This is a genomic window from Thermobifida halotolerans (genome assembly GCF_003574835.2).
Taxonomy (GTDB): domain Bacteria; phylum Actinomycetota; class Actinomycetes; order Streptosporangiales; family Streptosporangiaceae; genus Thermobifida; species Thermobifida halotolerans.
In genome coordinates this window covers 243,938-259,680 of sequence record NZ_CP063196.1, presented here as the reverse complement: position 1 = coordinate 259,680, position 15,743 = coordinate 243,938, and the positions used below count along the sequence as shown (strand labels likewise).

14 protein-coding genes and 2 pseudogenes are annotated in these 15,743 nt (G+C 69.6%); 3 read left to right on the top strand and 13 right to left on the bottom strand.

Features of this window, described 5'->3' with window-relative positions:
• Positions 1-5 precede the first annotated feature (5 nt).
• The 3 genes and pseudogenes from NI17_RS24590 to NI17_RS01100 form a co-directional block, all read right to left on the bottom strand.
• A pseudogene (locus tag NI17_RS24590) lies at positions 6-1,262 on the bottom strand (intein-containing recombinase RecA); the annotation flags it as partial.
• Between the two features lie 6 nt (positions 1,263-1,268).
• Positions 1,269-2,777 (bottom strand): annotated as a pseudogene (locus NI17_RS24585) (LAGLIDADG family homing endonuclease); the annotation flags it as partial.
• Between the two features lie 244 nt (positions 2,778-3,021).
• The gene (locus tag NI17_RS01100; protein ID WP_068687803.1) at positions 3,022-3,216 is read right to left on the bottom strand and encodes a DUF3046 domain-containing protein; all 195 of its coding nucleotides are present in this window, start codon (positions 3,214-3,216) and stop codon (positions 3,022-3,024) included.
• An 89-nt stretch (positions 3,217-3,305) separates the two neighbouring features.
• Here NI17_RS01100 and NI17_RS01095 point away from each other — a divergent pair, with 89 nt between their 5' ends.
• Positions 3,306-3,773 (top strand): GNAT family N-acetyltransferase, encoded by a 468-nt coding sequence (locus NI17_RS01095; protein ID WP_234401573.1) that lies wholly within the window; start codon positions 3,306-3,308, stop codon positions 3,771-3,773.
• A 233-nt stretch (positions 3,774-4,006) separates the two neighbouring features.
• Positions 4,007-4,459 (top strand): RrF2 family transcriptional regulator, encoded by a 453-nt coding sequence (locus NI17_RS01090; RefSeq protein ID WP_068687801.1) that lies wholly within the window; start codon positions 4,007-4,009, stop codon positions 4,457-4,459.
• A 70-nt stretch (positions 4,460-4,529) separates the two neighbouring features.
• Here NI17_RS01090 and NI17_RS01085 read toward each other — a convergent pair whose 3' ends face one another.
• The 10 genes from NI17_RS01085 to NI17_RS01040 form a co-directional block, all read right to left on the bottom strand.
• Positions 4,530-4,997 (bottom strand): Dps family protein, encoded by a 468-nt coding sequence (locus NI17_RS01085; RefSeq protein ID WP_068687800.1) that lies wholly within the window; start codon positions 4,995-4,997, stop codon positions 4,530-4,532.
• Between the two features lie 168 nt (positions 4,998-5,165).
• Positions 5,166-5,522, bottom strand: a complete 357-nt coding sequence (locus tag NI17_RS01080) for a helix-turn-helix domain-containing protein (RefSeq protein WP_068687799.1) — start codon at positions 5,520-5,522, stop codon at positions 5,166-5,168.
• Positions 5,523-5,680: 158 nt separating this feature from the next.
• Positions 5,681-6,178 carry a CinA family protein gene (locus tag NI17_RS01075; RefSeq protein ID WP_068687798.1) on the bottom strand — a complete coding sequence of 166 codons (498 nt, stop codon included), beginning with the start codon at positions 6,176-6,178 and terminating at the stop codon, positions 5,681-5,683.
• Positions 6,179-6,183: 5 nt separating this feature from the next.
• Positions 6,184-6,795 carry a CDP-diacylglycerol--glycerol-3-phosphate 3-phosphatidyltransferase gene (gene pgsA, locus NI17_RS01070; protein WP_068687797.1) on the bottom strand — a complete coding sequence of 204 codons (612 nt, stop codon included), beginning with the start codon at positions 6,793-6,795 and terminating at the stop codon, positions 6,184-6,186.
• Positions 6,792-8,243 carry a 30S ribosomal protein S12 methylthiotransferase RimO gene (gene rimO, locus NI17_RS01065; protein ID WP_068687796.1) on the bottom strand — a complete coding sequence of 484 codons (1,452 nt, stop codon included), beginning with the start codon at positions 8,241-8,243 and terminating at the stop codon, positions 6,792-6,794. The genes pgsA and rimO overlap by 4 nt, the downstream gene beginning before the upstream one ends.
• 119 nt (positions 8,244-8,362) lie before the next feature.
• Entirely contained in the window at positions 8,363-9,121 is a 759-nt protein-coding gene (locus tag NI17_RS01060; protein ID WP_068687795.1) for a helix-turn-helix domain-containing protein, read from the bottom strand.
• A gap of 147 nt (positions 9,122-9,268) precedes the next feature.
• On the bottom strand, positions 9,269-11,767 hold the full coding sequence (locus NI17_RS01055) for a DNA translocase FtsK (protein WP_068687794.1): 2,499 nt from the start codon (positions 11,765-11,767) through the stop codon (positions 9,269-9,271).
• Between the two features lie 85 nt (positions 11,768-11,852).
• Positions 11,853-13,538 carry a ribonuclease J gene (locus tag NI17_RS01050; protein ID WP_068687793.1) on the bottom strand — a complete coding sequence of 562 codons (1,686 nt, stop codon included), beginning with the start codon at positions 13,536-13,538 and terminating at the stop codon, positions 11,853-11,855.
• Positions 13,535-14,512: a 4-hydroxy-tetrahydrodipicolinate synthase gene (dapA, locus tag NI17_RS01045; protein WP_084012353.1), complete on the bottom strand. Its 978-nt coding sequence runs from the start codon at positions 14,510-14,512 to the stop codon at positions 13,535-13,537. The genes NI17_RS01050 and dapA overlap by 4 nt, the downstream gene beginning before the upstream one ends.
• A gap of 123 nt (positions 14,513-14,635) precedes the next feature.
• Entirely contained in the window at positions 14,636-15,013 is a 378-nt protein-coding gene (locus NI17_RS01040) for a phage holin family protein (protein WP_068687791.1), read from the bottom strand.
• A gap of 165 nt (positions 15,014-15,178) precedes the next feature.
• On the opposite strand from NI17_RS01040, the gene NI17_RS01035 reads away from it, so the two are divergent.
• Complete coding sequence (locus tag NI17_RS01035; protein WP_068687790.1) at positions 15,179-15,721, top strand: GNAT family N-acetyltransferase; 543 nt, start codon at positions 15,179-15,181, stop codon at positions 15,719-15,721.
• Positions 15,722-15,743: the final 22 nt, after the last annotated feature.

Sequence of the window (15,743 nt, the reverse complement as noted above, 5' to 3'; positions counted from 1 at the left end):
TCGGTTGCACGAGTGTTGAAGCTGAGGACACTGGTCTTCTGTGCACCGCGCTCGGTGAGCTTCACATCGAGGCCATGCTCATCCCTCAGGTACTCAGCGATTCGCTGCCGAGACCCTGGGCTCAGCGCCTCCACACAGATCTCGATGCGTCCGGTCCCTCCCCTGGTACGCTCCTGGCCCTCCCCGGAGCGAAGGGCGAAGCAACCGCCGTCCATGTACCACACGGCCAGCGCCAGCGGGGTTAGCGCCTTCAGGTACTCAGAAGTGATGTGCTTCTTTCCATCACCGAAGTAGACCGTCTTGCGCAGTTCACCCAACTCAGCAAGAGGAGTGAAATCCGCGAAGACGGCATCCTTCTTGTCCTCCGTCAGGGAGTGGGGGATGTTCTCCAGCATAGAGACCTTCCAGGCCAGGTAGTCGACCTGTTGGGCTCCATGCCCCATACGGAACCTCGCGCTCTCGGCCTCGGAGCGGATCGGAGCGGAGAGATTCCCGTCTCCCAGGAGGGACCCCAGGACCACCTGTTGCTGCGTCCGGCTCAGCAGGTGAGGCTGGGCGAGCATGACTCGATCACCAACCATGATCTCCTGGGCTTCTCGCCATCCTCCAGGAGTGCGAACCAGGTGATTGGGCGTCAAGTCCATCGAGGCCTCACCGCGTCCGGTCCCGCCTCCGGCACGTTCCACCCTGAAGTGCAGGAACTCTTCCGCTGGACCATTGTCAAACCAGTTCGTCACCCGCTTGGGGACGATCTTGCCCAGATCGGGGTCGTAGGAGAGGACCTCGACGTCCATCTTCTGGCTGACGATTTTCCCGATCTTCTCCTGCGTACCATCGGCCAGCGTCACCCGGGTATCCCAGGAAGCGCAGCCGAACATGACGCCGACCTTCTCACGGAGCTGGTTGATGAAGATCGCGGTGGTCTTCGTCTGGCTGAGCGCACCGGCGATCTTGCGCAGGGCCTGGGACATCAGGCGGGCCTGGAGGCCGACGTGGCTGTCGCCCATCTCGCCCTCGATCTCGGCGCGCGGCACGAGCGCGGCCACCGAGTCGATGACGATGATGGAGATCGCGCCGGAGCGGACCAGCATGTCGACGATCTCCAGCGCCTGCTCGCCGGTGTCGGGCTGGGACAGCAGCAGGTCGTCGGTGTTGACGCCGATCTTGCGGGCGTAGGAGGGGTCGAGCGCGTGCTCGGCGTCGACGAAGGCGGCGATTCCCCCGGCCCGCTGCGCGTTGGCCACGGCGTGCAGTGCGACCGTGGTGTTGTGCGACAGGATGCCGTTGGCCAGGAAACTGTGGGTGCGCGGCACCATGAGGTCGAAGGTGGGCTGGCGCCCGGCGTCCTCGACGGCGGTGATCGGCTCGTAGCTGTAACGTGCGGCGGCGAGCTGTCTGAGGTGGGTGAGGAGCGCCTCGGCGGCCGCGGAGACCTCGTGCGGGCGGTTCTCGGCCCAGCGGATGATCTGGAACAGCCGGTCGCGGCTGCATGACAGGCCGGTGTCGCCGAACAGGTCTCCGGCGATCTCGTCGAAGTCGCGGTCGCCGCCGACGGTGTCGCGCAGCGCGCGGACCAGTCCGGTGATGTTCGGGATGTCCTCGACGCGCGGGCCGCCGACCGAGAGCCGGAAGTTCTTCTCGACCTGGGCCTTCCGGCGTGCGGAGCGGAAGCCGATCTCGTTGAGGAACCGGTGCGCCGCCGAGGGATTGACGATGACGCTCCAGTGGTTCCGTTCGTAGGTCTGGTTGTACTCGCGGTAGAGGGCGGCGGGGATGCCCAGTCCGTAGAGCAGTTGCTGGACGTCGCGGGCCAACTGCTCCGAGGCGGTCCCCAGGCCGATGGAGGAGGAGTCGTCGATCCAGCCGTCGCCCTCGTAGAGGGCGGACAGGAACGCGCGCTGCATCTTGTCGCCCGCGGTGCGCACGGCGTGCGGGACCCGCTTGGCGGCGGCGCCGACGTAGTCGAGGCCGTAGCGTTCGGCGAGTCCGGCGCGGACCGCCTTGCCCGGGATGACGTACTCGACGCGGTTTCTGCCCTGGTAGGTCTTGACCTCAGCACCCAGGAGCCACTCGGCCAGGGCGGTGAACTCCGCGCCGACCTCGGGGTCGCCGTTGGTGAAGCGGATGGAGGTCTGCGAGCCGAGGCTGCCCTCGGCGGTGAGGTAGCCGAGGAAGACCGCTTCGTCCTCGCTGAGGCCGCCGCCGCTGGCGGCCTGCACCGCGCCGAATCCGGCGGAGACGAGCACGTCGCCCTCGCGGAGCTCCCCGGCCTCGCGCCAGACGATGTGGCCGTCGTCGTTCATGACGCGCAGCGGGTGGTTGTGGGTGACCGTGACCTGGCGTCCGGAGGAGACGGTGACGCGCAGCACCGGCTTGCGCCCGTTGTGGGTGAGCGCGGCGACCTGCTCCAGTTCACCCCTCTCGTTGACGACCCGGATGCCGCTGTCGCGCACGTCGGTGACGCGGCTGGTGCAGGAGACCGGCAGCCCGGCCCGTTCGAAGATCTCGGCGACGGTCTCAAGACCGCGGTCGGTCCAGACGTAGGTGTCGGCGGTGAGGCACTTCCCTGACGACTCCGGACCGTAGATCTCCACGATCCGGCCGCGCGGGATGCCGCCGATTCCCAAAGCCACGTCCAGGGAGATGGACCCGCTGGGGATCGACTCGATGGGCGGGCGGTTGTCGTCGCCGAGGCGCATGATGGTGCCCTTGCCGAACTGGCGCTCGATCTGCGCGAGTGCGGTCTCAAGAGCCTTGTCTCGATCAGCAGCTGCCACGGGAAACCCCTGTTGGGTCGGTGCCTTCTTCTTCATGGTGAGGGTGACACTATGTCGCGGCAGTGACATCCGGCGACGTGTTCTCCCCCGCTGTGGACAACCTCCGGGCCGTCCCCTCCCCGGGCGGTCGCGGCTGTCCTCCCGGAGCGGCAGCACCGCTCCAGAACCACTCCAGGCTCGGGTACCCCACCATCCTACCCGAACCTCTGTTCGATTGCGTGTTCCGTTCGGGTTCGGCCCGGGGTCAGTGGACGTTGGCGGGCAGGTCGAAGGTCCGGCACACGGCGCGCCACACCTCCTTGGCGTCGACGCCGTCGTCGAGGGCCTGACGGACGGTTCGGGAGCCGAGTTCCTCGATGACGTAGTCGCGCGCCAGGCTCTCGGCGTAGGTCTCGCCGAACTGCTCGCCCATGCGCTGCCAGAAGTGGGAGAGTCTCATCTCTCCTCCAGTATCGGTCCCCGCCGAATCCGCTACCACTCGGGAGCGGGACGGGGCATGCTGACGGGATGGAATTCACGATACGGCCGATGGAACCGGAAGATCGGCGGCGGCTGGTCGAGGTGAGTCTGGCCGCCGACCGGCTGTTCGAATCGGTGGGACTGCGGCTGCCGCCCGACGATCCGACGCTGATGCTGGAGCACTGCTCGCCCGTGCTGGTGGCGGGACGCCCCCCGGTGGGACTGGCGGCGCTGACCGTGCTGGACGGCGACGCCCACCTGGAGCAGATCGCGGTCCGTCCCGACCACGGGCGGCGCGGGATCGGGACCGCCCTGCTGGAGGCGGCCTGCGCGGAGGCGCGGCGGCTGGGCCACCGGCGCATCACGTTGACCACCTTCCGGGACCTGCCCTGGAACGCGCCCTGGTATGCGCGGCACGGCTTCGCGGAGCTTCCCGAGGCGGAGTGGGGGCCGCAACTGGCCGAGCAGTGGCGGTCGGAGGCAAAGACCGGGATCGCGGTGGTGCCCCGGGTGGTGATGCGGCGGGACCTCCGCTGAGCGGGGCCTCGTGTCGCGGTCCGGGCGGTGGGAGCGGTCGGCGGCGTCGGTAGTCTGGAAGCGGACGGTGACGTGTCCGCCTCCTCGGCTCTGTGGTGGTCAGTGGCGGCAGGCGCGTCGGATGCCGAGATTTCCGGTGGGAGAACTGGCGATGAGACACGACGACGCCGTACGGCCGGGTTCCGGCCGTCCTCTTGGCCCGAGCCCTCTGCGGTTCACGGCATAATCGCAGCATGCGCCTTTCCGCCCGGGTTGATTACGCGCTGCGTGCCGCGGCCGAGCTCGCGGCCGCCAGTGGGGGTCCCGTCACGGCCGAGCAGCTCGCGCGTGCCCAAGCCATACCCGGAAAATTCCTGGAGAACATCCTGACCCAGCTGCGGCGCGCCGGTCTGGTGCGCAGCCAGCGGGGTCCTGTCGGCGGGTACTGGCTGGCGCGTCCGGCCGCGGAGATCTCGCTGGCCGACATCATTCGCGCGGTGGACGGGCCGTTGGCGAACGTGCGGGGTGAGCGCCCCGAGCATGTCGACTACGGCGGCGCCGCGCGCAGTCTGCAGCAGGTGTGGATCGCGTTGCGGGCCAGTGAGCGGGCCATCCTGGAGTCGGTGACCCTGGAGCACGTGTCCACGTCGACGCTTCCGGACTCGGTCCGCTCGTTGGCGGAGAACCCCGAGGCGTGGATGAGCTGACCCGTCCCGCGAACACACGGCGCGGCCCCCGCAGAGCGGGGGCCGCGGTTGTTTCGGCGGGTGCGCTGCCTCAGCGCATCGCCTCGAACATCCAGTGCTGCTGTTCGAGGTCCTGGGCTGCCGCGATGAGGAGGTCCTGGGTGACGGGGTCGGCGTCCTCGGTGGCCCTGATGTGCTCGCGGAAGCGGTCGACCGCGCCGCTGAGCGCTTCGACGGCGAGCGCGATGACCTTGTCGTCATGGAGGTAGCCGGGGTCGGGTTGGGGGAGGCGGGTGTCCTCGGCGACCCTGCGGGAGCGTCCGTCCGGGTTGACTCCGATGGCGATGGCGCGTTCGGCGAGGATGTCGGTGTGGTTGCGGGCGGCCTCGACGAGTTCGTCGAGCTGCAGGTGGATGGAGCGGAAGTTGCGGCCGATGACGTTCCAGTGCGTCTGCTTGCCCAGCAGCGACAGGTCGATCAGGTCGACGATCGCGGCCTGGAGCGCCTGGCCGGTGACCTTGCGGGCGTCTTCGCTGAGCGCTCCGTGGATCTTCGCCATGGTTGATCCCCCTTGTCTGTCGTGGGACGGCTGGGGGTCCACTGCCCGGAGGCGTCGCGGGAAAACCCGGTGGGCGCGCCTGGGTGACGGGATCGTGCCTGGTGGGGGGTGACGCGAACGGGCCGGCCGCGGTGTGCGGCCGACCCGTTCTTTCCGTGTGGGCGTGTGCTACACGCCCACCATGTCGACAACCTCTGGAACGCGATCGGGGATGGGGTCGATGCCGAGACGGTCGGGGCTGGGAGTGGATCCGGCGGGGACCGATCCGCTGAGCGCCGCCTCCTGGAGTTCGGCGAGCGCCAACTGGTCGGAGACCTCTCGAAGAACTTGGGAGAGGGGAACCCCCAGCGCGCCGCAGATCGAGGCGAGCAGTTCGGAGGAAGCCTCCTTCTGTCCGCGTTCGACCTCTGACAGATAACCCAACGACACCCGGGCATCGGCCGACACCTCGCGGAGAGTGCGGCCCTGCCGCTGCCGAAGCTGCCGTAGCACGTCACCAAGCAGGTGACGAAGCAGGACCATCATTCGCGCTCCCTCCTACCGGTAGCGACCTTCATAAAAACACCGTACCTGCCCGAAGCCCGATCGTCGCACCTCATAGCTTCCTTGTTCGCTGGAGGGATAACACGATCTTGGTGAGGTTTTGTTCCCCGAGATCGACGGCTTGAACGGGTTGGCGGCCGTTAATTCACGGTGGTTTGTGACACGTCGTCCAGCAGGAGGGTGAGCGCCGCCGTGACGGTCTGGTCCCGGATGGCCGCACGGTCCCCGTGGAGTTGGAGTTTTCGCAGGTTGCAGCGGTTGTCGGGAAGGGCTGTGGCGGCGTAGACGGTGCCGACGGGCTGCCCGTCCTGGGGGTCGGGTCCGGCGACGCCGGTGACGGCGAGGCCGAATGTGGCCGTGAACACCCGGCGCGCGCCCCGGGCCATGGCCTCGGCGACGTCGGGGTGGACGGCCCCGTGTTCGGCCAGGAGGGTGGCCGAAACTCCGAGCAGGCTGGTTTTGGTGTCGGTGGCGTAGACGACGGCTCCGCCGCGGAAGACGGCGGAGGCTCCGGGGACCGCGGTGAGGGTGGCGCCGATCATTCCGCCGGTGAGCGACTCGGCGACGGCGAGGGTGTGGCCGTGGTGGGCGAGCAGGGTCTGGAGGCGGGCGGCGAGGTGGGGCGCGTGGTCGGGCATCGGGTTCAGCCCTCCCCGGAGCCGTCGGGGTGTCCGGCGCGGGCCTGTCTGCGCAGTCGCAGGGCCTTGGCGACGTAGTCGGCGCCGGTCCACAGGGTGACCGCCACCGCGGCGGCCATGACGGCGTGTGCGGGGTACTGGAGGTACCACTGGTCGGGCAGGGGGAACAGGTAGACGCTGATCGCGACGATCTGGAGTACCGTCTTGAGTTTCCCGCCGCGGCTGGCCGGGATGACTCCGTGTCTGATCACGGCGAACCGCAGTGCGGTGATGCCCCATTCGCGGGCGAGGATGACGATGGTGACCCACCACCACAGGTCGCCGGTCCAGGACAGGAGCACGAGCGCGGCTCCGGTGAGGGCCTTGTCGGCGATGGGGTCGGCGACCTTGCCGAAGTTGGTGACCAGGTTGCGGCGGCGGGCCAGTTCGCCGTCGACGCGGTCGGTGATCGCGGCGACGACGAAGACGGCGAAGGCCGCCAGGCGCCACCAGACGCCGTCCTGGAGCATGAGGGCGACGAACAGCGGCACCATGGCGATCCTGCTGATCGTCAGGATGTTGGCGATGTTCAGCACCGGGACACGGCCGGTGGGCGCAGCGGGGTCCGGCTTACTCACGGGGTATCGGTGTCTTCCTGGTGTTCGGCGACGAGGTCGACTCCCATGGCGGTGAGCACGGTGGCGGGGACGATGTCGCCCACGCGCGGTCGGGTGTCGGCGTAGACGATGGTGCTGCCGTCCACCTCGGGAGCCTGGTGGGCGGAGCGTCCTTCGTAGGCGCCTTCGTCCAGTTCGGTTTCGATGAGCACGTCGACGGTGGAGCCGACGCGTTCCTCGGCGCGTTGGGCCATCAGTTCCTCGGCGAGCTGGGTGAGGTGTTCGACTCGGGCGGTGATGACCTCTTCGGGGAGTTTGCCGTCGTGTCCGGCCGCTTCGGTGCCGTCCTCGTCGGAGTAGCCGAAGACTCCGATGGCGTCGAGGCGGGCCTGCTCCAGGAAGGCCACCAGTTCGGCGAAGTCGGCCTCGGTCTCGCCGGGGAAGCCGACGATGAAGTTGGAGCGGACGCCCGCCTCGGGGGTACGGGAGCGGATGGTGTCGAGCAGTTCCAGGAAGCGCGGGCGGTCGCCGAAGCGGCGCATGCGGCGCAGCAGGGGGCCGCTGGCGTGCTGGAAGGACAGGTCGAAGTAGGGCACGACCTTGGGGGTGCCGGTGAGTACGTCGACGAGTCCGGGGCGGACTTCGGCGGGTTGCAGGTAGCTGACCCGGACGCGTTCGATGCCGGGCACCTCGGCGAGGCGGGGCAGCAGTTTCTCCAGGGCGCGCAGGTCGCCGAGGTCCTTGCCGTAGGAGGTGGAGTTCTCGCTGACCAGGAACAGTTCGCGGACGCCCTGGTCGGCGAGCCATTCGGCCTCGCGGAGGACGTCGTCGGGTCGGCGCGAGATGTAGGCGCCGCGGAAGGCGGGGATGGCGCAGAAGGCGCAGCGGCGGTCGCAGCCGGAGGCGATCTTGAGGTTGGCGACGGGGCCTCCGGTGAGGCGGAGGCGGGGGACGGTGGGTCCGGAGGCGGGGGCGACGCCTTCGGGCAGGGGGGTGATGTCGTCGTGGAACGACAGGTGGCCGGGGACGTGGGTGTCGGGTGTGGCGGGGCGTTCGGCCGGGGAGATGGGCAGCAGGGTGCGGCGGTCGCGGGGGGTGTGGGGGACGAGTGGGCGTCCGGCGAGGACGTCGTCGAGGCGCCGGCTGATCTGGGTGTAGTCGTCGAAGCTGATGACCTGTGCTTCGGGCATGGCTTCGGCCAGTTCCGCCCCGTACCGTTCGGCCATGCAGCCCGCGGCGACGACCTTGGTGCCGTCCTCGGCCGCGTTGAGCAGCGTCTCGATGGAGTCCTGTTTGGCGGCCTCGATGAAGCCGCAGGTGTTGACGACGACGACGTCGGCGTTCTCTCCGTCGTCGGGGTCGACCAGGGTCCAGCCGTCGGCGGCCAGCCGTCCGGCGAGTTCTTCGGAGTCGACCTCGTTGCGCGCGCACCCGAGGGTGACGAGCGAGACAGTACGGCGCGATGACATAGCTTCCAAGATTAGGGGAAGACGCGGGTGCGGCGGTGCCGCCTGCTTCCAGCCTAGGTGTTTGTCCGGTACGGGTGGCTCCGGGAGTCGGGTCGGGTTCCGCCGTGGGGTGCGGGTGGTCAGTCGCGGCGGCGGTTGTCGGCGGTGAAGGTGAGTCGGGTCACCTCGCCGCTGGTTCCGGGCGTGCCGAGTGCTTCGCCGTTGGCCCACAGGCGTACGCCGCCCGCGTCGCTGAGGTGCAGGCGCAGTTGCCGGGGTGCGGTCCAGTCGCGGGTCTGTCCTCGGGTGAGGACTCCGGTGAAGAGGTTGGTTCCGGAGGCGTCGGTCACGCTGATCCAGGTGCGTCGGTGGGCGGTGACGCGGAGGGTGACCGGGGTGCCGTGCGGGGCCGCGGTGGCCCGGTCGGTGTCGTGTGTCGGCGGTTGGTCGTGTTCGGCGGGGCGGGTCCGGTCCGTGGCCGTGTCGGCGTGGTGGGCCGCTGGGGCGGTGTCCCGGTCGGCCGGTCGGTCGGGACCGGGCCAGGCGGAGACGGCCAGGGCGACGACGGCGGAGGCCACGACGGCGGTCCAGCCCCACTGGCGTCCTTCGGTGCGGTCGTGGGGCGGGGCGAGGATCTCGGTGACGTCTCGGGGCTGCGGCGGGGCTTCGGCGTGTTCGGCGTCGAAGCGGCGCAGCAGGGGGTCGGGGTCGATGTCGAGGACCGCGCAGAGGGTGCGCAGGTGTCCGCGCGCGTAGAAGTCTCCGCCGCAGGCGGTGAAGTCGTCGCGTTCCATGGCGTGGATGACGGTCGGGGGGATGCGGGTGGCCTCGCTGAGTTGGTGGACCGAGCGTCCGCGTCTCCTCCGGGCGTCCACGAGGCCCTGACCGATCGTCGCCATGCCCACCTCCCCTGCGCAACGTTGTTTGCCCACTGCTTACTGTGTCGGCGTTCGGGGTCGGAGGAGGGCGGGCGCGCCCGTGCGCGGGGTCAAAAAACGGTCAGGGGCGGTGGGGCGTGCGGCGGTCGGGGCGCCGCACACCCGTGCTCAGGAGGCGCGCAGGGCGGCGAGCACCTGGGGGAGCTCCTCCGGTTTCACCAGGACGTCGCGGGCCTTGGAGCCTTCGCTGGGGCCGACGATGTCGCGGCTCTCCATGAGGTCCATGAGCCGTCCGGCCTTGGCGAAGCCGACGCGGAGTTTGCGTTGCAGCATGGACGTGGAGCCGAACTGGGTGGTGACGACCAGTTCGATGGCCTGCAGGAGCAGGTCGAGGTCGTCGCCGATCTCCTCGTCGACCTCCTTCTTCTTGGCCTCGGCGACTCCGACGTCCTCGCGGTAGGTGGGTTCGGCCTGTTTCTTGCAGTGGTCGACGACGGCGCGGATCTCCTTCTCCGACACCCAGGCGTTCTGCAGGCGGATGGGTTTGGAGGAGCCCATGGGGAGGAACAGCGCGTCGCCCTTGCCGACGAGTTTCTCCGCGCCGGGCTGGTCGAGGATGACGCGGCTGTCGGAGAGGCTGGAGGTGGCGAAGGCCAGGCGTGAGGGCACGTTGGCCTTGATGAGGCCGGTGACCACGTCGACGCTGGGGCGTTGGGTGGCCAGGACGAGGTGGATGCCCGCGGCGCGGGCCAGTTGGGTGATGCGCACGACGGCGTCTTCGACGTCGCGTGGGGCGACCATCATGAGGTCGGCGAGTTCGTCGACGACGACGAGCAGGTAGGGGTAGGGCTCGTAGACGCGTTCGCTGCCGGGGGGCGCGGTGAGTTCGCCGGAGCGCACGGCCGCGTTGAAGTCGTCGATGTGGCGGAAGCCGGAGGTGGCGAGGTCGTCGTAGCGGCGGTCCATCTCGCCGACGACCCACTGCAGGGCGTCGGCCGCCTTCTTGGGGTTGGTGATGATGGGGGTGATGAGGTGGGGGATGCCCTCGTACATGGTCAGTTCGACCCGTTTGGGGTCGATGAGGATGAGGCGTACCTCGTCGGGGAGGGCGCGCATCATGACCGAGGTGATGAGCCCGTTGATGCAGGTGGACTTGCCCGCGCCGGTGGCGCCCGCGACGAGGACGTGCGGCATCCTGGCGAGGTTGGCGACGACGTCGGCGCCTTCGACGTCCTTGCCGAGGCCGACCAGCATGGGGTGGTCGTCGGAGGTGGCGGCGGGTGAGCGCAGGACGTCTCCGAGGCTGACGAGGTCCTTGTCGGTGTTGGGGATCTCCACGCCGATCGCGGACTTGCCGGGGATCGGCGAGAGGATGCGCACGTCGGCGCTTTTCACGGCGAGTGAGATGTTCTTGGCGAGGGCGGTGACCTTCTCGACCTTGACGGCGGGGCCGAGTTCGATCTCGTAGCGGGTGACTGTGGGTCCGCGGGTGAAGCCGGTGACGTGGGCGTCGATGGCGAACTGCTCCATGACGCCGGTGAGTGCCTCGACCACGGTCTCGTTGGCCTTGGTGCGCTGTTTGGGAGGGCTTCCGGGGTTCAGCAGTTGCGGGGGCGGCAGCGCGTAGTCGCCGTCGACCACCCGGGTGGGGATGGACAGTTGTTCGGCGGTGGCGGGCGCGGGGGTGGGGTCGGGGACGGTGGGTTCGTGGTCGGGTGCGGTCTGCTCGTCCTGGGCCGCTTCGACCACGGGGGTGTCGTAGGGGCGCTCGTGGTCTCCGGCGTGGGTGCGGGGTTCGGTGGCGGTGCCACCGGACCTGGTTCTGGGGGCGCGACGGCGTTTGCGCGGGGCTGCCTCGCCGGGCTTGTCGAGGATGTCGATGCCGGCGGAGGGGCCGTCGTCGCCGCTCATGAGGCTGTCGAGGAGTTGGTGGAACCGTTCGGGGATGCGGCGGATGGGTGTGGCGGTGACGACGAGCAGGCCGAACACCATGAGCAGGAACAGCAGTGCGCCGGTGAGCCAGGGCGTGATGAGCACGCTGAGGGGGCCCGAGGCGGCGAATCCGATGAGTCCGCCCGCGTTCTGGATCCGTTCCATGCCCTGGGAGGGCCAGGGGACGCCGCGTCCGATGTGGAGGAGGCCGAGGAGCCCGGTGAGCAGTGCCGCGGAGCCGATGACGATGCGGCCGGTGTCGGCGGTCCGGGCGCCGGGGGTGCGCATGAGGCGCCATGCGAACGGCAGGCACAGCAGGGGGATCACCGGGGAGAAGACGCCGACGGCGCCGACGACCACCAGGCGGGTGACCTCCAGGAGGGGGCCCTCGCTGTCCCACCACACGGCGGCGGCGATGAGGAGGCCCACCGCGAGCAGGATCATTCCGATTCCGTCGCGGCGCAGGTCGGGGTCGAGGTCGCGGGCTCCGCGTCCGACGGCGCGGACCAGGAATCCGACGGTGTGCGCCAGCAGCCGCCACACCAGCAGCAGAGCGCGCCCAAGCCAGGTGAACAGCAGCGCGATGGGTCCTTCGGAGGGCTGCTGGCGTGGGGGCGGGGTCCGTTTGGCGGGCTGGCGGGGGCGGGACGACTGGCTCGTGGGACGGCGGGCCGGGGGTTTCCTGCCCGATCCGCCGCCCGAACGTTGGGAGGGTTTGGGCGCGCGGGTGGCCATGGGCGCAGCCTACTAAGGGAGGCACGGCGACTTCAGGCACCGGCCGGGGCGTGTCGCGGCCGGGCCCGGGGGGCGTGGGGCGGGGTCAGACCTCGATCACCACGGGGACCAGCATGGGCCTGCGCCGGTAGCTCGCGCTGACCCAGCGTCCGATGCTGCGGCGGACCAGCTGGCGCAGTTGGGTGGTGTCGTTGACTCCTTCGGCGGCGGCCCGTTCCAGGGCTTCCTGGATCTTGGGGATGACGTCGTCGTAGGCCTCGGCGTCGATGCCCGCTCCGCGGGTGTGGATCTGCGGTTCTCCGATGAGTTTGCCGGTGGTGGACTCCACCACGATGATCACGGAGATGAAGCCCTCCTCGCCGAGGATGCGGCGGTCCTTGAGGGCGGCTTCGGTGACGTCGCCGACGGAGGTGCCGTCGACGTAGACGTATCCGGCCTGCACGAAGCCGGAGACGCGGGCCCTGCCCTGGTGGAGGTCGACGACGACGCCGTCCTCGGCGATGACGACACGGTCCTCGGGGATTCCGCTGAGTACGGCGAGTTGGGCGTGGGCGCGCAGGTGCCGCCATTCGCCGTGGATCGGCATGATGTTGCGGGGCCGGACCATGTTGAGCACGTACAGCAGTTCTCCGGCGGGGGCGTGCCCGGAGACGTGCACCAGGGCGTTGCCCTTGTGCACGACTTTGGCGCCCCATCGGGTGAGGCCGTTGATGACCCGGTTGACCGAGTTCTCGTTGCCGGGGATGAGCGAGGAGGCCAGGATGACCGTGTCGCCGGGTTCGATGTGGATCTGGTGGTCGCGGTTGGCCATGCGGCTGAGGGCGGCCATGGGTTCGCCCTGGGAGCCGGTGCACACCAGCACGACCTCGTCGGAGGGCAGTTCGTCGAGGTCGCGCGAGTCGACGAGCAGGCCGCCGGGGACCTTCAGGTAGCCGAGTTCCCGCGCGATGTTCATGTTGCGGACCATGGAGCGGCCCACGAAGGCGACCTTGCGGTTGTGGGCCTGGGCGGCGTCGAGGACCTGCTGCACCCGGTGGATGTGGGAGGCGAAGCAGGCGACGATGACGCGTTTCTCGGCTTTGGCGAAGACGTTGTCGACGACGGAGGCGATGTCGCGTTCGCTGGTGACGAAGCCGGGCACTTCGGCGTTGGTGGAGTCCGACAGCAGCAGGTCGACGCCCTCGGTTCCGAAGCGCGCGAATCCGCCGAGGTCGGTGATGCGGTTGTCCAGGGGCAGCTGGTCCATCTTGAAGTCGCCGGTGTGCAGCAGGTTTCCGGCGGGGGTGCGCATGCCGATCGCGAGCGCGTCGGGGATGGAGTGGTTGACCGCGAAGAATTCGAGGTCGAAGGCGCCGAAGGTGTGCCGTTCCCCTTCGGCGACCTGCACCAGTTCGGGTTTGATGCGGTGCTCGCCGAGTTTGGCGGAGAGGAACGCCAGGGTGAGGCGGGAGCCCACCAGCGGGATGTCGTTGCGTTCGCGCAGCAGGAACGGGACGCCGCCGATGTGGTCCTCGTGTCCGTGGGTGAGCACGATGGCCTCGACGTCGTCGAGGCGGTCCCGGATGTACTCGAAGTCGGGGAGGATCAGGTCGACGCCGGGCTGCTCCTCTTCGGGGAAGAGCACGCCGCAGTCGATGACGAGGAGTCTGCCGTCGTACTCGAAGACGGTCATGTTGCGGCCGATCTCCCCCAGGCCGCCCAGGGGCACGATCCGCAGGGCGTCGCGGGGCAGCGGCGGCGGGGGTCCGAGTTCGGGGTGCGGGTGGCTCATGCCGATCCCTCCGTGAGTCGTTCCACTCCCACCGCGCTGGCCGGGACGGCCTGGTGCGGGGCGAGGCCGATGGGGCCCTTCACCCCGGCCGCGGCGAGGTCTTCGCGCAGCAGTGCCTGCAGTTCGGGGGAGGCGTCGGCCAGCGGGGTGCGCACCGCTCCGCCGGGCAGGCCGAACATGGTGAGGACGGCCTTGGTGGTGATGACGCCCTGGGTGCGGAAGATGCCGGTGTAGACGGGGGTCAGGCGGCGGTGGATGGCCAGGGCGCGGGCGACGTCGCCGGAGTGGTAGGCGTCGATCATGTCGTGCAGGTCCCCGCCGACGATGTGTCCCACCACGCTGACGAAGCCGACCGCGCCGACGGACAGCAGCGGCAGGTTGAGCATGTCGGTGCCGCAGTAGTAGGCGAGACCGGTGCGCTCCATCACCCAGGAGCTGGCGCCGAGGTCGTCCTTGGCGTCCTTGTTGGCGACGATGCGGGGGTGCTCGGCGAGGCGGACCAGCGTCTCGGAGGCGATGGGGGTGCCGGTGCGGCCGGGGATGTCGTAGAGCATGACCGGCAGTTCGGTGGCGTCGGCGACGGCGGTGAAGTGCCGCAGCAGCCCCTCCTGGGGCGGCCGGTTGTAGTAGGGGGTGACGACCAGCAGTCCGTCGGCTCCGGCGCGTTCGGCGGCCCTGGCCAGCCTGATGCTGTGTCGGGTGTCGTTGGTGCCCACCCCGGCGACGATGGTGGCGCGGTCGCCGACCGCCTCGACGACGGTGCGCAGGATGCGATCCTTCTCGTCATCGCTGGTGGTGGCGGACTCCCCCGTGGTTCCGCTGATGACGAGGCCGTCGTTGCGCTGCTCGTCGACCAGGTAGGCCGCGAGTCGGGCTACCCCGTCGTAGTCGACGTCCCCGTTGTCGTGCATGGGGGTGATCATCGCGGTCAACATCTGGCCGAAGGGCGCGTTCGGCGTAGTACTGCCTACCATATTGCAAACGGTACCGTGAAAGGCGGACAGAGCGCGCCAACCTCCCCGTTCAGGGGGTGGACGTGGCGCGCTCCGGTCCGTGGGGCCGGGTGCGGTGCCGCGTGGGCCGCCGCGGCCGGCGGGTCAGTCGTCGTCTCCTCCGACGAACAGGCTGAGCAGCCAACTGACGACCGCGACGATGATCGATCCCCAGAACGCCGCCCAGAAGCCGTCGATGACGAAGGGAATGCCCATCACTCCGGCCAACCATCCGGTGAGCCACAGCAGCAGGGCGTTGACGACCAGGGCGACCAGGCCGAGGGTGACGATGTAGAAGACGCAGCCGACCGTTTTGACGATCGGTTTGATGACGGCGTTGACGATGCCGAAGAGCGCGCCGATGCCCAGGTAGGTCAGGATCATGGTGACCGTGTCGTCGGTGGTGACGTCGATCCCGTCGACCAGGAGCACCGCGGCCCACAGCGCGATGGCGTTGACGATGACTCTAAGGATGATGCTCACGTCTTCGATGCTGCCATGCCGACCCGGTCCGGTTGCAGCCCTGGAACGAATATTCGGGGGATTCTCAAGGCCGCACCCCGGTGCCGCCTCCGGGGTGTGCGGTTCCCGGTGGGGCTGGGACGATGGGCGCGCACCACAGGACGTCGAGTGAAGAGGGAACCTGCCGTGTCGACACAGCGGTTTGTCCGGCCCGCCCGTGAAGGGGACGTCGAAGCGATCGTGGACGTCCAGGTGGCGGCGTGGCGGGAGATGTACCGGGGGGCGCTGCCCGAGGAGGTGCTGGCGGAGATGTCGGGCGCCGAGGCGCGGGCGGCGTTCGTGGAGCGGTGGCGGGCGGCGGTGGCCGCGCCTCCGACGTCGCGGCACCGGCTGCTGGTGGCCACCGACGAGGGGACGGTGGCGGGGTTCGCGGCGATCGGCCCGGCGCAGGACGACGACCGCTGGCCGGGCACCGACGCCGAGATCTACGCGCTGCACGTGGCTCCGGTGTTCGCGCGGCGCGGGCACGGCAGCCGCCTGCTGCACGCGGTGGTGGACCACCTGCTCGACGACGGTTTCCAGGCGGTGTACGTGTGGACGTTGGAGCGGGACAACCCGTTGCGCGCGTTCGTGGAGCGGGCGGGCTGGGCGGCGGACGGGGCGCGCCGGGAGTTGGACACGGGGGTGCTGGTGCCCATGGTGCGGCTGCACGCGGCCATCAGCCGCTGACCGGTGCCGCGGCGGGCGGCGA